The following is a 13,746-nucleotide window of genomic DNA, read 5'->3' on the forward strand; positions in this document are numbered from 1 at the left end:
ATCACCGAGGAGGTCGCCATCAGCGCCTAGCGACACGCCCGACGGAGGATTCGTTTCGTACACCACGCCTAGGGACTTGACCCCCGTACGCCGTACTGGGAGGCATGCCCGGAGACCGTCGCCGCCCACCGGGTCGCCGCGCGGGTGCTGCGCGAGGACGCCGACCGGTTCCTGGTCAGCAACGCGCTGCTGCGCACCGCGTCCTGAGGGACCTCGAAGGCCGACGAACGGCGAGGTCCGCGCGTGCCTCGACGGGTGCCCCGCCGAGGCGATCCACCCCGAGGACGTCGCGCCCCGGGCCCGGCCCAGGTGGCGCGACGTCTCTCGGGTCAGGCGGCGTGTGCCCGCTCACAGCGGGCGTGCGTCCGCTCACAGATCGTGGATCCGACGGTCTCTTGCGACCTAGCGTTACCGATACACCGCGTAGCAGACACTGCGCGCCGGCTTTCCGTGCGGCCTATGCCAGGCCGCCGCCTCGAGGAGCAAGAGATGGACGCAACAATCACTTCCCTGGCGTCGCGTACCCGCGTTGCAGCCGCGTCGGCGGACGTCGACACGGCCACGGCGGAGTACCACGCCCTGCTGCAGCGCCTGTCGGAGGCGTCGGTGGACAAGCACTTCCAGGCGTTCAAGGACATCCCGTGGGACTCGCCCGAGTTCCGGGTCGACCCCCAGGACCCCCGCTTCGTGCTCGGTGAGGTCGACGAGATCGGCGCCCACCCGTGGTACCAGAGCCTGCCGCTCGAGAGGCAGATCGAGATCGGCCGCTACCGCTACGCCCAGATCGCGAAGGTCGGCCTGCAGTTCGAGCAGCTGCTGATCGCAGGCGTCATGAACCACCTCGTCTGGGCGCGCAACGGCAACCCGGCCTTCCGGTACGCCATGCACGAGGTCACCGAGGAGACCCACCACATCCAGATGTTCCAGGAAGGCGTGAACCGCCTGGGCGGTGACGCCGCGGGTGCGCCGACGTACTTCAAGCTCCTCTTCCCGCTGCTCTCGTCTGCGGGCGCCTGGTTCCCGGCCCTGTTCTTCACGGGCATCCTGGCGGGCGAGGAGCCGATCGACCACCTGCAGAAGTCGATCATGCGTCACGGTGGAAGCCACCCGATGGTCGACCGGATCATGCAGATCCACATCGCCGAGGAGGCGCGGCACATCAGCTTCGCCCACGAGTGGCTCAAGCACGAGGCGCGGACGATGGGCCCCGTCCAGCGAGCGGCCTTCTCGGTCCTCTTCCCGCTCACCATGCGCGTCCTGTGCGACGTGATCATGGTGCCCAGTCGCCAGGCCCGCCGCGACATGGGGATCCCGCGCAGCGTGGCCCGCGAGATCTGGTGGAGCTCGGAGCCGTCCAGCCGGCTGCTGCGGGGGATGTTCGGCGACGTCCGGATGCTCGCCGACGAGCTCGGCATCCGTGGCCCGGTGACGAAGCGCCTCTGGCGCCTGCTCGGCATCGACGGTCGCCCGTCGCGCTTCCGCGCCGAGCCGACCCGCCTCAGCGCCTAGAGCAGGGATCCGCGAGCGGTCCGCAGGTGTCCTCCGCCGTTGCGGATGTGCGGCAGGCACCGATCCGCGAAATGCCGAAGGGCCCGGTCAGCTGACCGGGCCCTTCGTGTCCTGCGCGCCTGTAGGGATTCGAACCCCAAACCTTCTGATCCGTAGTCAGATGCTCTATCCGTTGAGCTACAGGCGCCCGTCCTGCGGCTCGCACCGCGAGGACTGGAAGAGAATAGCGGACCCTCACCCGCCCCGCGAAATCGGCTGGTTCTGGCAAGATCGCGAGCGAGCGTTGGGCCGGGCGAGCACAGGCCGACGCAGGCGAGCTCAGGGAGGAGCACCGTGTCGAACATCGACCGCGAGCAGCTGCAGCTCGTCGAGGGGCCGGCCGGCGAGCTCTTCGCGGAGGTGGCGGCGCGCGGCGGCGTACCCACGCACGACCCGCTGATCACCGGTGCGCCGGCAGCAACGGCCCTGCTGCTCAAGCTGGGCCTGCTCCGCGAGGAGGCCGGCCGGTACGACGTCGTCGACCCGCAGATGGCGCAGGGCGCGATCGTGACGCCGCTGAGCCAGCGCGCGACCGAGGCGATCGGCGAGGCGAGCGCGTGGGCACAGGTCTTCACCGAGCTGACGCAGGCCTACCGGCGCTACCCGCGCACGACCGACGGCCCGATGACCGAGCTGCACGGCGACCAGCTCAACGTCTTCCTCGAGCAGCTCGTCACCGGCGCGCGCGACGAGGTGCTCACCGCGCAGCCCCAGGTCGGGCGGTCAGCCGCGTCGCTCAAGACCGCGACCGCCCGCGACCTCGCCGCGCTCGAGCGCGGGGTCAGGCTCCGCACGATCTACCAGCACGCCGCGCGGCGGGCCCGCTTCACCCGTCAGTACGTCGACCGGGTGACCGCCGAGGGCGCCGAGGTGCGCACGCTCGACGAGTTCTTCAACCGGCTGATCGTGGTGGACCGCCGGGTCGCGCTGATCCCGTCGGCGAAGGAGCGGACGACCGCGGTCGTCATCCGCGACACCAACCTGGTCGCCTACCTCGTCGACATCTTCGAGCGGAACTGGGACCGCGGGAAGCCGTTCACCCAGACCACCGCCGACATCGCGTCTGCGATCGCGTCGGAGCAGCGCGCGATGGCCACGCGCATGCTGATCGAGGGCCACCCCGACTCAGCCAGCGCGAAGCGCATGGGCGTCAGCGACCGCACCTACGCGGCGTACCTCGCAGATCTGAAGCGGGACTACGACGCGCAGACGCGGTTCCAGCTGGGCTACCGGATGGGTCTCGAGGCGGCCCGGCGCGGCACTGACTCCTGAGGGCTGATCAGCCCCAGCTGGTGTCACCGGCCTGGAGCGCCTGGGTGGCCGGCTGGTCGCCGACCGCGCTGGTGCCGATGGCGAGCGCGAACACGGCGAGGCCGGCTGCGATGACCCGAACGAACCTGCTCTTCATGATGTGTCTCCCTAGTGCGCCGGCGCGTCTCGCCGGCCTTGCTCCCTCGTGGAATCGTGCACCAGACCAGTGGAGCCGCACAACCAGATAGCAAAACTTCCGGAAATGCCACGAGGGGCGGACCCGACGGGCCCGCCCCTCACACGTGGCGGAGACGGGGGGATTTGAACCCCCGATGGGTTTCACCCCATACCTCATTAGCAGTGAGGCGCACTCGACCGGACTATGCGACGTCTCCATTTGTTGCGCGCCACAGGCTAGCCGACCCGGCCCCGGCGTGTGGAATCGCCCACCCCCGAACGGCGGTCAGCGCGCCTTGCCGTGCAGCTTCAGCTGCGCGAGCACAGCGCGCACGAACTCGTCACGGTCAGCCGCGAGGAACTCGACAGGGATCGTCGTCGAGCCACCGTTCTTGAGCCGCAGCACGACGCACGGGGACCCGGCGACCTCGGTCGTGACCGCGTCCGCGACGTCCGCCCACCGGGCCTGCTTCACGCCGGCGCCACGGACGAACTGGACCTTGTAGCCGTCGTCGGTGAGCCGGACGACCCACGTGCCGGAGCGCAGCGTCCAGATCACGAAGAGGATCAGGGCGAGCGCGAGGCCGACGGTGATCGACACGACCCACGGCTGCGCGGCGAACCCGACCGCCACGACCGTCGCCACCACGATCGCCAGGCCGGCCCCCATCAGGGTCAGGCCGAGGAGGCGGGCGGCGAACTGCGGGGCGAGGCGGTAGTCCTGGGGCACGGGAGGATTCTCGCCGATCGCGGTGGCTAGACTCGACGCCGCCCGTCCAGGCGGGCATGGAGGAGTGCCGGAGCGGCCTATCGGAACCGCCTTGAAAGCGGTCGTGGGGAGACCCACCGGGGGTTCAAATCCCTCCTCCTCTGCCACTCGGGCCTGTCGGGACCAGCGGGTTCCGACAGGCCCGACCGGCGTCAGAGCAGCGGCTGCAGACGCGACGGCTCCGGACGTACGGCCCGCTCGCGCTCGACCGCGCGGGCCCGGGAGCCACGCTGGCCGGTCAGCGCCAGGTCGACCCGGATCGCGAGGTAGCCGAAGGCCAGGCCCAGCACGAGCGAGTAGAGCGGGATCAGGCCGGCCTCGAGCCACGTGGTGCCCGGGTTGGCGAGGGTGGTCGCGACGGAGCCGGTCGCGGCGCACCCGAAGACGCAGACCCACCAGCCCTGGCGACGCCGCGCACGCATGTGGCAGCCCCACAGCAGCGCGGGCACGCCGACGAGCACCTGCAGCGGGCGCGGGACGGCGCCGATCGTGTCGCGGGTCCAGCGCACCGAGCTGTCGATCGCGTCGACCAGCTGGGGGGTGCCGTAGTGCCGCAGCAGCTCGGCGTACGCGACGGAGACGGCGAGCACCGCACTGCCGCCGAGGACGACCAGCAGGCCGCGGCGGCCGAGGCCGTGCCAGCCGGCGCCGAGCCGGAAGACGAGGACGAAGCCGAGCCCGAAGGCCAGCGCGAGCGCGGCGTAGTCGAGGCGGTCGACGTCGAGCCGCGGGCGGAACGCGATGACGGCGAGCGAGCCCACGCCCGCGATCGCGAAGGCGACCAGCACCTCGCCCGCGGCCCGGAGCGCACGCACCGCAGGCGTCGTGAGCATGACGGCGAGCACCGCGGTGAGCACGGCCATGCCGACCGCGCCGCCCGTGGTGAGGATGACGCCGGCGTCGTGCACGACACCGGACGCAGGCCCCAGCTCGGCCACCAGCGCACCGGTCGCGCCGAAGACGAGGGCGGCGATGCCGAAGACGAGCGGGCGGCCGCCGGTGCGCATCGCCAGCAGCGCGGCGTACGACGCGGCCACCGCGACCCCACCGGCACGGTCCAGCCACTCCGGGCCGACCTGCGCCACCGCGACAGCCAGCAGGAGGACGCCGACCGCCAGCAGGCCCAGGATCGAGCGGACGACGAGGAGCGGGTAGAGCGGCGTCGGGGTCGTCACGGGGTCGAGGTTAACGGTCGCGCTTGACGCGGTTGTCCAGCGACGGGTTCGTGGCGCGGGCCTCGTCGAGCACGGCCCGGTCGAGCGTCGCGCTGATCTCGGCCGCGCGACCACCCGCCTCGACGACCGGCTCGCCGTACGGGTCGAGGACCATCGAGTGGCCGGTGTAGCCGTCGGGCCCGGGCTGGCCCACCGCGACGACGTACGCGACGTTCTCGATGGCACGGGCACTGGCCAGCCGCTCCCAGGCGTTGAGCTTGCGGCTGTGCTCCTCCGGCGTGCGCCCCCGCAGCCAGGCGGCGGGCACCACGATCACCTCGGCGCCCCGGTCGGCGAGCGCGCGCCCCAGCTCGGGGAAGCGCAGGTCGTAGCAGGTCATCAGGCCGACCTTCCAGCCCTGCACGTCGACGACGAGCGGCTCCCACGGGCCGGGGGTGAGGCGTTCGGACTCCTTGTAGCCGAAGGAGTCGTAGAGGTGGATCTTGCGGTACGCCGCCGTCGCGGCGCCGCGCACCAGCAGGGTGTTGAACGGCCGCCCGGGGTCGCCGGACGTCTCGAACATCCCCGCCACGACGGTGCCGCGGGCGCGCGCCGCGAGGTCGCTCACCGCCGCGTCGAACCGGCCGCCCTGGTCCTCGGCGTGCGGCCCGAGCGGCTCGGTGACCGGGCCGAAGTCACGGGCGAACGCCTCCGGCAGCACCACGAGGTCGGCACGCGCCTGGCACGACGCGAGTGCGGCGAGGTTCTCGGCAGGGTCGAGCGAGGCCCGCCACTGGAGCCCGGTCACCGTCAGCCTGTCCACCATTCCCCCAGCCTGCCAGACTGCCGCCATGGAGCGACCTGTGCTGCGCCTCGGCGCGATCGTCCTCGCCGGCGGCACGGCGGTGCGCATGGGCGGCGTCGACAAGGCCTCGATCGAGTGGCGGGGGCGGACCCTGCTGGAGTACGCCCTCGACGCGGTCACGGACGCCGCCGAGGTGGTCGTCGTCGGCGACTGGGTCCCGACCGAGCGCCCCGTGACCTTCACCCGTGAGGAGCCCGTGCGCGGCGGGCCGGCCGCGGGCGTGCTCGCCGGGCTGGACGCCTTCGCGGGCGCCCCACGCCACGTCGTGGTGCTCGCAGTGGACATGCCGCGCGTGACGATGTCGACGGTCGACCGCCTCCGTGACGCCGCCGAGGGGCGTGACGGCGCGGTGCTCGTCGACTCCCACGGCCGCCGCGCGCTCGCCTACGTCTTCTCGGTCGAGGCGCTGCGGGCCGCCCGCCCGGATGCGGAGGCGGCGTACGGGATGTCCTTGCGGGCACTGCTGGGCGAGCTCGACCTGGCCGCCGTACCCGCGCGGGGCGACGAGGCGCACGACATCGACTCCTGGGACGACCTCGCCTGATCCCGCACCCTCCACCGGTGGTCACCCGGAGGGTCTTGTCAGGTCCCGGCGGGCGGGAGCAAGGTGGGAGACGTGAACCTCCACGACTGGATCGATGAGCTCTGCGACGTCCTCGACGTCGACGTGGAGGTCGACGAGGGCCTGCTCCTCGACCTCGCGCGCGTCTCGGCCCACCAGGTGCAACACACCTCGGCCCCCATCACCACCTTCCTCCTCGGGTACGCCGCCGGCGCGTCCGACGCGGACCCCTCCGAGATGGAGGCGCTCGCCGCCAAGGCGACCGCCCTCGCGGAGCAGTGGGAGCGCCCGGCCGGTGCCCCCGACCCCGAGGTCGACGGCGTCGAGGTCGAGGTGCCCGACGACCGCGGCGTCGACCACTCGACCGACGTCTTCGAGGACGCCTGAGCCTCCCCGCTAGCCTCGGCGACATGCGTGCCATCGTCGCCACCCAGCCCGGAGGACCCGAGGTCCTCGAGATCCAGGAGCTGCCGACCCCGGCACCCGGTCCCGGCGAGGTGCTCGTCCGCGTCGCCGCCACGGCGGTCAACCGGGCCGACGTGCTGCAGCGGATGGGCTTCTACCCGCCGCCGCCCGGGGCCTCGGAGATCATCGGCCTCGAGTGCAGCGGCACCATCGAGGCGCTCGGCGAAGGGGTCGACGGCTGGCAGGTGGGCGACGAGGTCTGCGCGCTGCTCGCCGGCGGCGGCTACGCGTCGCACGTCGTGGTGCCGGCCGGTCAGCTGATGCCGGTGCCCGACGGCGTCGACCTGGTGACCGCGGCGGCCCTGCCCGAGGTGGCGTGCACCGTCTGGTCCAACGTCTTCATGCTCGCCGGGCTCGAGGCGGGCGACCGCTTCCTCGTGCACGGCGGCGCGGGCGGCATCGGCACCCACGCGATCCAGGTCGCCTCCGCCCTCGGAGCGCAGGTCTTCACGACCGCCGGGTCCGAGGCGAAGCGCGCGACCTGCGCCGAGCTCGGCGCCGACGTGACCATCGACTACAAGGCCGAGGACTTCACCGCGATCCTCAAGGAGGCCGGCGGCGCCGACGTCATCCTCGACAACATGGGCGCGAAGTACCTCGACGGCAACGTCCGCGCCCTCAACACCGGCGGTCGCCTCGTCATCATCGGCATGCAGGGCGGCATCAAGGGCGAGCTCAACATCAGCACGCTGCTCACCAAGCGCGCCAGCGTCCACGCGAACAGCCTGCGGGCCCGGCCGCTCGAGGAGAAGGCGCTGATCTGTGCCGACGTCGTCGACAACGTCTGGCCGCTCGTCGCCGACGGGCAGGTGGCACCGGTCGTGCACGCCGTACTCCCGCTGGAGGAGGCCGCCGAGGCGCACCGCCTGATCGACTCCGGCGACCACGTCGGCAAGATCCTGCTCACGCTCTGAGCAGTTCCGTCCGCTGGCTAAGGTGAAGGGCATGAGCGAGCAGCAGCCTGAGCAGGTCTTCGTCCTCGACACCGGCGACAGCGACCAGGACGACAGCGGCGCCCCGATCACCGACCTCGTCGAGCAGCCCGCGAAGGTCATGCGCATCGGCAGCATGATCCGGCAGCTCCTCGAGGAGGTGAAGTCGGCCCCGCTCGACGAGCCGAGCCGCACCCGCCTCGCCGGCATCCTCGAGACCTCGGTCAAGGAGCTCAAGGACGGCCTCGCCCCCGAGCTCGACGAGGAGCTCGACCGGCTGATCGCGCCGTTCGAGAGCGGCACCCCGACCGACGCCGAGCTCCGCATCGCGCAGGCCCAGCTCGTGGGCTGGCTCGAGGGCCTCTTCCACGGCATCCAGACGGCGATCTACGCCCAGCAGATGGCCGCCCGCGCGCAGCTCGAGCAGATGCGCCGCGCGCTCCCGCCCGGCGTCCACCTCGACCCCAACGCCGGCCAGCCCGGCGCACCGCAGGCCGACGCCGTCACCGGGGACCACCCGGGCACGTCGGGCATGTACCTCTAGGTCAGTGGCGGGCGCGGCCGAGGGCTCGCGCGAGCATCAGCACCAGCAGGCCGCCTCCGGCGAGCACGGCGCCGGGCAGGGCGATCTGCCAGAAGCCGTAGGGCTTCGGGGCGTCGACCTTCTCGAGCGCGACCTGCGTCGGCTCGTTGGCGTCCTTCGACGGGCGCTTGCCCGAACCCAGGACGTCGGCGACGACGGTCGCGGCCTCGGCCGACAGCTTCGTGCTGCCCCCGTCACGGCGTACGACGGGGGGCTTGGCGCGGCCGTCGCTGAGGAAGAGCCACTCGTCGCCCTTCGCCACCGGCAGCGCGCACGGGGCCGACTTCGTCGGCCCCTGGAGCTCGAGCGTCGCCGTCGCCGAGCCGGCGTAGACCCGCTTGACGGTGACGGTGTAGCGCTGGCTGTGGGCGCGCTTCTCGATCGCGGTGACCTTGCCGATGACGACCAGCTTCGACGACTTCAGCTCGGTGCGCAACGGTCCGGCGTCGCAGGCGGCCTGCGCGGGCGCGGCCACGAGCACGGCACCCAGGGCCAGCGTGGGCGCCACGAGGGCGAGCGGGACAAGGCGCCGCATCAGGGCCCTCCTTCGACGACGGTGGTGGCCGGACGGGGCCAAACTACCGCTCGAGGCCGAACAGACCGGCCAGCGTCACCGCGACACCGTCCTGGTCGTTGGGCGGCGCCACCCGGGTCGCCACCCTGCGCACCGACGGGTGCGCGTTCTCCATCGCGTACGACGTGCCCGCCCACAGCAGCATGTCGATGTCGTTCGGCATGTCCCCGAAGGCCACGACGTCGGCCTGCGCGACGCCCAGCGAGCCGGCCAGGCGCTCCAGCGTCGACGCCTTCGTGACGCCCTTGGCGCTCATCTCCACCAGCGCGCCGGTCGAGGACCAGGTGGTCGTCACGAGCGACCCGACGTGCTCCTCCACGAGGTGCCAGAAGGCGTCGGGCGCCAGCTCGTCGTGGCGCGCGAGCATCTTCACGACCGTGGAGTCGACGATCTCCTTCAGCGTCCCGCGCGGGATGTCGGCCGGCGTCTCGGCCCGCGGCACGAAGTCGTCCGAGAGCGCGAAGCCCCCCGTCTTCTCCAGCGCGAACGTCGTGCCCGGCACCGCGCGCCGCAGGATCCGGCCCACCTCGAGGCAGACGTCCGGCTCGATCGTCAGCGCCGTCCGGACCTCGTGCCGCGCCACGTCGTACACGATCCCGCCGTTGGAGCAGATCGCCAGGCCGTGGCCGCCGACGTGCTCCCACAGGGCATCCATCCAGCGGATGGGGCGCCCGGTCACGAAGACGACCGGCACGTCGCGCCCGTCGAGCTCGGCCAGCACCTGCCGCGTGTACGCCGTCACCGTGCCGTCGGTGTGGAGCAGCGTGCCGTCGAGATCGGTCGCGACGAGGGACGGCATGGTCCGAGCCTAGGGCGTCGGGCGAGGAGCGGCGGCGCGGAGTAGTTGCAGATACCATCGTCCACGGGCGGCGATTCGTCGGACAAGTCCGGTCGGAGCCCGTACCGTTTTCCCTGGTCTGCGCGAGCACGTGCGCAGTCAGGACCAGTCTTGGGGGAGGCACCGATGGCGCGAGCGCGTCTGCTCGTCGGGCTGTCGACGACGATCGTGGCGCTCGCCGCCTGCAGCCAGGCCGCCGGGCGCCCGGACCACGCCGCCCCGACCCGTTCGACGCAGGTCGACGTCGCCGCCCACGCACCCGTCCGGCAGCCCGTCGCCCCCCGCGTCGACAAGCCGAACATCCTGCTCGTGATGACCGACGACATGCGCGCTGACGACCTGCGCTGGATGCCGCACACCGAGCGCTTCTTCGCCCGCCGCGGCACCAACTTCCGCAACATGTTCGCGCCGACCCCGCTCTGCTGCCCCAACCGCGCGTCGTTCCTCAGCGGCGAGTACGCCCACAACCACCACGTCTGGTGGCACGACGACCCGTGGGGCTACGGCTCCTTCGACGACCGCCACACGATCGCCGGCGCCCTGCAGCAGGCCGGCTACGCCACCGGCTACGTCGGCAAGTACCTCAACCGCTACGGCATCGCGGCGCCCAAGGCCGACCCGTACGCCAACCCCTCGACGTTCGTGCCCGCGGGCTGGGACGAGTGGCGGGCGACGCCCGACTCGACCGGCCTGCCGAGCTGGGACCCGCGCGAGGGCGGCACCTACCGGTACTTCGACCAGACGGTCAACGTCAACGGCACCCTCGAGGGCCACGAGGGCGAGTACAGCTCCGACGTCCTGCTCGACGAGACCCTCGACGTGCTCGGGGAGTTCCAGGCCGGCAACAAGCCGTGGTACCTCCAGCTCAACTCGCTCGCGCCGCACCACGGCGGCCCGATCGAGGCCGACGACGTGCCCGGCTTCGGCACGCCGGCCCGCCCCGACTGGGTCAAGGGCCGCTTCGACGCCGAGATCCCGCGCGGCCTGGGCGTGCCCGCGAGCGGCGAGCCCGAGCCCGACGTGCGCGACAAGGCGTGGATCACCCGCCACCGGCTGCCGCTCGACGACAACGACCGCCTCGCCATCCGCGGCGAGTCGCGCCAGCGCGCCGAGGCGCTCTACGCCTTCGACCACCAGCTCGTGCGTGTGCTGCGGAAGCTCGAGCTCACCGGCGAGCTCGACCACACCATCGTCGCCTTCACCTCCGACAACGGCTACATGCAGGGCGAGCACCGGTGGAAGGACGGCAAGGTCATCGGCTTCGAGCCGTCGTACCGCGTGCCGCTGCTGATCGCCGGCCCCGGCATCCCCGCCGGCAGCAACGAGGACATGCCGGTCAACACCGTCAACCTCTCCGCCTCCGTGCTCGACTGGGCGGGCGCCCACCTCAGCGGCACCGACGGCCACTCGTTCGTCGACGCGATCGGCAAGGACCGCGGCTGGACGCAGGCGCTCGGCTACGAGGCCTACTTCCCCAACATCGTCAACGACCACGACGTCCCCGGCTTCGAGGGCGAGAGCGCCGCGGCCGCCATCGGCATCCGCACCGCCGGCTGGTTCTACGTCCGCTACAGCAGCGGCCAGGAGGAGCTCTTCGACCTCCGCAACGACCCGGTCGAGCTCGACTCCGTCGCCAAGGACCCGGCGTACGACGGGGTGAAGGCGGAGCTGCGGACCCTCTGGGACCGCTTCCACACCTGCAAGGGCGAGGGCTGCCGGATCCCGCTGCCGGACTCGCTGCGGACGGACGCGGCCACCACGACCGCGCTGGTGGAGGACATGGAGCGCGCAACCGCGGAGTACTACGGCCGCGAGGAGCGCCTGGGCTGAGCGGTCCGCTCAGTCAGCAGGCCCGAACCAGCGCGCGAGCTCGACCGCGACCCCGTCCTGCTCGACGGGGGCGGTGACGTCGTCGGCCGCAGCCTTGACCTCGTCGACCGCCTGGCCCATCGCGACCCCGCGGTGCGCCCAGCGGAGCATCTCGAGGTCATTGCGCCCGTCGCCGATCGCGAGCGTCTCGTCGGCGGCGATGCCGAGGGCGTCGGCGACCTTCGCCAGGCCCGACGCCTTGGAGACACCGACCGGCGCCAGGTCCATCCACGCGGACCAGCCCACGACGTACTCCGTGTTGGCGAGGCCGAGGCGGCGGCCGAGCGCGACGAACTCCTCGGGCGTCGCGTCGGGGTCGCGGATGACGACACGGGTGACCGGCTCGGCGACGAGCTCGTGGACGTCGGCGACGATCTGCGTGCCGCTGAGCTCACCGGGCGGGAAGTGGTGCGAGACGCGGTAGCCCACGCCGTACTCCTCCACCGCCACGAGCGCGGTGGGGTGCTCGGCGAGGATCGCGCGCACGGCCTCGGAGGCGTCGAAGCGCTCCTCGTGGACCACCTCGACGGGCGGGTAGCGGAAGACGACGCCGCCGTTGGAGGCGACCACCCAGACCTGCTCGCCGCGGTGGAGGCCGAGCAGGTCGACGACGCTGGTCATCCCGTCGATCGAGCGGCCGGAGGCGAGGACGACGTGGCCGCCCTCATCGAGCACGCGGTGCACCGCCGCCCGGACCGCCGGAGCGATCTCCTCGTTGTCCTGACCCGTGCCCTCGACCCAGCGGATCACGGTGCCGTCGATGTCGAGCGCCACGAGGCGCGGCTGCCAGCTCTCCCCCACAGCAGCGACAGTAGCGGGGAGCGCCGACAGCGGTCAGCCGACGGGGTCAGCCGACAGGCGTGAGGACCTCGAGGCCGCCCATGTACGGCTGGAGCGCCTTCGGCACGCGGACCGAGCCGTCAGCCTGCTGGTGGGTCTCGAGCACCGCGACGATCGCGCGGGTGACGGCGGTCAGCGTGCCGTTGAGGGTGGCGACCGGACGGGTGCCCTTCTCGCCGCGCTCGCGGATGTTGAGGCGCCGGCTCTGGAACTCCGTGCAGTTGGAGGTCGAGGTGAGCTCGCGGTACTTGCCCTGGGTCGGGATCCACGCCTCGCAGTCGTACTTGCGCACGGCCGACGGGCCGAGGTCGCCGGCGGCGATGTCGACCACCTGGTAGGCGAGCTCGAGCTTGTCGAGGAACTCCTTCTCCCAGTCCAGCAGGCGCTTGTGCTCGGCCGGCGCCTCCTCGATCGAGGTGTAGACGAACATCTCCACCTTCTCGAACTGGTGCACGCGGATGATGCCCTTGGTGTCCTTGCCCGCCGAGCCGGCCTCCTTGCGGAAGCACGACGAGAACGCCGCGTAGCGCCGCGGGAGCGACGCCGGCTCGAGGATCTCGTCGGAGTGGTACGCCGCCATCGGCACCTCCGAGGTGCCGACCAGATAGAGGTCGTCGACCTTGTAGACACCGTCGTCGACCTGGTCGAGGAAGCCGGTGCCGGCCATCGCCTCGGCACGCACGAGCGCGGGCGCCACGACCTGCGTGAAACCGGCCTCACGCGCCTGGTCGAGCGCCATGTTGATCAGCGCGAACTCGAGCTGCGCACCGACGCCGGTGAGGAAGTAGAAGCGCGAGCCGGAGACCTTGGCACCGCGGTCGAGGTCGATCGCGCCGAGCAGCTTGCCGAGCTCGACGTGGTCGCGGGGCTCGAAGCCCTCGGCGGCGAAGTCACGCGGCGTGCCGACGTACTCGATGACGACGGAGTCGTCCTCGCCGCCGGCCGGCGTCGCCTCCTCGCAGATGTTGGGGATCGACTTGAGCGCCTTCTCCCAGGCCTCCTCGGCCTCGCGGTTGGCCTCCTCGGCCGCCTTGACCTCGGCGGCGAGCTCCTTGGTCTGGGCCAGCAGCGCGGGCTTCTCCTCGGCGGAGGCGCGCGGGATCAGGCCGCCGACGCGCTTCTGCTCCGCCCGCTTCGCCTCGTACGCCGTGATGGCCGCGCGGCGGCGCGTGTCGGCCACCAGCGCCGCGTCGACGACGTCATCGGGGAGTCCGCGCTTGGCCTGCGAGGCACGGACACGGTCGGGCTCGTCGCGGAGGATGCGCGGGTCGATCATGCGCACAGGCTATCGGCCGCCTCACAGTTGGGCGGTTTGCGGG

General features: G+C 72.1%; 15 protein-coding genes and 3 tRNA genes. 8 read left to right on the forward strand and 10 right to left on the reverse strand.

Going from position 1 to position 13,746, the window contains the following annotated elements; genetic code table 11:
- The first annotated feature begins 489 nt into the window (after nucleotides 1-489).
- Nucleotides 490-1,509 carry an AurF N-oxygenase family protein gene (locus IEX47_RS07245; protein ID WP_188783353.1) on the forward strand — a complete coding sequence of 340 codons (1,020 nt, stop codon included), beginning with the start codon at nucleotides 490-492 and terminating at the stop codon, nucleotides 1,507-1,509.
- Nucleotides 1,510-1,623: 114 nt separating this feature from the next.
- Here IEX47_RS07245 and IEX47_RS07250 read toward each other — a convergent pair.
- Nucleotides 1,624-1,696: transfer RNA gene (locus IEX47_RS07250), tRNA-Arg, on the reverse strand.
- 146 nt (nucleotides 1,697-1,842) lie between these two features.
- Here IEX47_RS07250 and IEX47_RS07255 point away from each other — a divergent pair.
- Nucleotides 1,843-2,820, forward strand: coding sequence for a phospholipase D-like domain-containing protein (locus IEX47_RS07255; RefSeq protein ID WP_188783354.1), 978 nt, complete (start codon nucleotides 1,843-1,845; stop codon nucleotides 2,818-2,820).
- A 7-nt stretch (nucleotides 2,821-2,827) separates the two neighbouring features.
- Here IEX47_RS07255 and IEX47_RS18100 read toward each other — a convergent pair whose 3' ends face one another.
- The 3 genes from IEX47_RS18100 to IEX47_RS07265 form a co-directional block, all read right to left on the reverse strand.
- Complete coding sequence (locus tag IEX47_RS18100; RefSeq protein ID WP_268238960.1) at nucleotides 2,828-2,956, reverse strand: hypothetical protein; 129 nt, start codon at nucleotides 2,954-2,956, stop codon at nucleotides 2,828-2,830.
- A 146-nt stretch (nucleotides 2,957-3,102) separates the two neighbouring features.
- Nucleotides 3,103-3,194 (reverse strand) — tRNA-Ser (locus IEX47_RS07260).
- 68 nt (nucleotides 3,195-3,262) lie between these two features.
- Nucleotides 3,263-3,706: a hypothetical protein gene (locus IEX47_RS07265; RefSeq protein WP_229662706.1), complete on the reverse strand. Its 444-nt coding sequence runs from the start codon at nucleotides 3,704-3,706 to the stop codon at nucleotides 3,263-3,265.
- A 58-nt stretch (nucleotides 3,707-3,764) separates the two neighbouring features.
- Here IEX47_RS07265 and IEX47_RS07270 point away from each other — a divergent pair.
- A tRNA-Ser gene (locus IEX47_RS07270) sits at nucleotides 3,765-3,852 on the forward strand.
- A 45-nt stretch (nucleotides 3,853-3,897) separates the two neighbouring features.
- Here the strand turns inward: IEX47_RS07270 and IEX47_RS07275 are convergent.
- Nucleotides 3,898-4,920 (reverse strand): hypothetical protein, encoded by a 1,023-nt coding sequence (locus IEX47_RS07275; RefSeq protein ID WP_188783355.1) that lies wholly within the window; start codon nucleotides 4,918-4,920, stop codon nucleotides 3,898-3,900.
- A 10-nt stretch (nucleotides 4,921-4,930) separates the two neighbouring features.
- On the reverse strand, nucleotides 4,931-5,725 hold the full coding sequence (locus IEX47_RS07280; RefSeq protein WP_188783356.1) for a carbon-nitrogen hydrolase family protein: 795 nt from the start codon (nucleotides 5,723-5,725) through the stop codon (nucleotides 4,931-4,933).
- A gap of 25 nt (nucleotides 5,726-5,750) precedes the next feature.
- On the opposite strand from IEX47_RS07280, the gene mobA reads away from it, so the two are divergent.
- From mobA to IEX47_RS07300, 4 genes are all read left to right on the forward strand, one after another.
- Nucleotides 5,751-6,308 (forward strand): molybdenum cofactor guanylyltransferase, encoded by a 558-nt coding sequence (mobA, locus tag IEX47_RS07285; protein ID WP_188783357.1) that lies wholly within the window; start codon nucleotides 5,751-5,753, stop codon nucleotides 6,306-6,308.
- A 72-nt stretch (nucleotides 6,309-6,380) separates the two neighbouring features.
- Entirely contained in the window at nucleotides 6,381-6,713 is a 333-nt protein-coding gene (locus tag IEX47_RS07290) for a DUF6457 domain-containing protein (protein WP_188783358.1), read from the forward strand.
- Nucleotides 6,714-6,736: 23 nt separating this feature from the next.
- Nucleotides 6,737-7,705, forward strand: coding sequence for an NAD(P)H-quinone oxidoreductase (locus IEX47_RS07295; RefSeq protein WP_188783359.1), 969 nt, complete (start codon nucleotides 6,737-6,739; stop codon nucleotides 7,703-7,705).
- A 31-nt stretch (nucleotides 7,706-7,736) separates the two neighbouring features.
- Nucleotides 7,737-8,267 (forward strand): bacterial proteasome activator family protein, encoded by a 531-nt coding sequence (locus IEX47_RS07300; protein ID WP_188783360.1) that lies wholly within the window; start codon nucleotides 7,737-7,739, stop codon nucleotides 8,265-8,267.
- 1 nt (nucleotide 8,268) lies between these two features.
- Here the strand turns inward: IEX47_RS07300 and IEX47_RS07305 are convergent, their stop codons facing one another.
- Together IEX47_RS07305 and IEX47_RS07310 are read right to left on the reverse strand one after the other, a co-directional pair.
- Nucleotides 8,269-8,841 carry a hypothetical protein gene (locus IEX47_RS07305; RefSeq protein ID WP_188783361.1) on the reverse strand — a complete coding sequence of 191 codons (573 nt, stop codon included), beginning with the start codon at nucleotides 8,839-8,841 and terminating at the stop codon, nucleotides 8,269-8,271.
- Nucleotides 8,842-8,884: 43 nt separating this feature from the next.
- On the reverse strand, nucleotides 8,885-9,679 hold the full coding sequence (locus IEX47_RS07310) for an HAD family hydrolase (RefSeq protein WP_188783362.1): 795 nt from the start codon (nucleotides 9,677-9,679) through the stop codon (nucleotides 8,885-8,887).
- A 165-nt stretch (nucleotides 9,680-9,844) separates the two neighbouring features.
- Here IEX47_RS07310 and IEX47_RS07315 point away from each other — a divergent pair, with 165 nt between their 5' ends.
- Nucleotides 9,845-11,548, forward strand: coding sequence for a sulfatase-like hydrolase/transferase (locus IEX47_RS07315; protein ID WP_188783363.1), 1,704 nt, complete (start codon nucleotides 9,845-9,847; stop codon nucleotides 11,546-11,548).
- A 9-nt stretch (nucleotides 11,549-11,557) separates the two neighbouring features.
- Here IEX47_RS07315 and IEX47_RS07320 read toward each other — a convergent pair whose 3' ends face one another.
- On the reverse strand, nucleotides 11,558-12,388 hold the full coding sequence (locus IEX47_RS07320; protein ID WP_229662707.1) for an HAD family hydrolase: 831 nt from the start codon (nucleotides 12,386-12,388) through the stop codon (nucleotides 11,558-11,560).
- Between the two features lie 46 nt (nucleotides 12,389-12,434).
- Nucleotides 12,435-13,703, reverse strand: a complete 1,269-nt coding sequence (gene serS, locus IEX47_RS07325; RefSeq protein WP_188783364.1) for a serine--tRNA ligase — start codon at nucleotides 13,701-13,703, stop codon at nucleotides 12,435-12,437.
- Nucleotides 13,704-13,746: the final 43 nt, after the last annotated feature.

The sequence above is a fragment of the Nocardioides phosphati genome, assembly GCF_014646375.1.
Taxonomy (GTDB): Bacteria; Actinomycetota; Actinomycetes; order Propionibacteriales; family Nocardioidaceae; genus Nocardioides; species Nocardioides phosphati.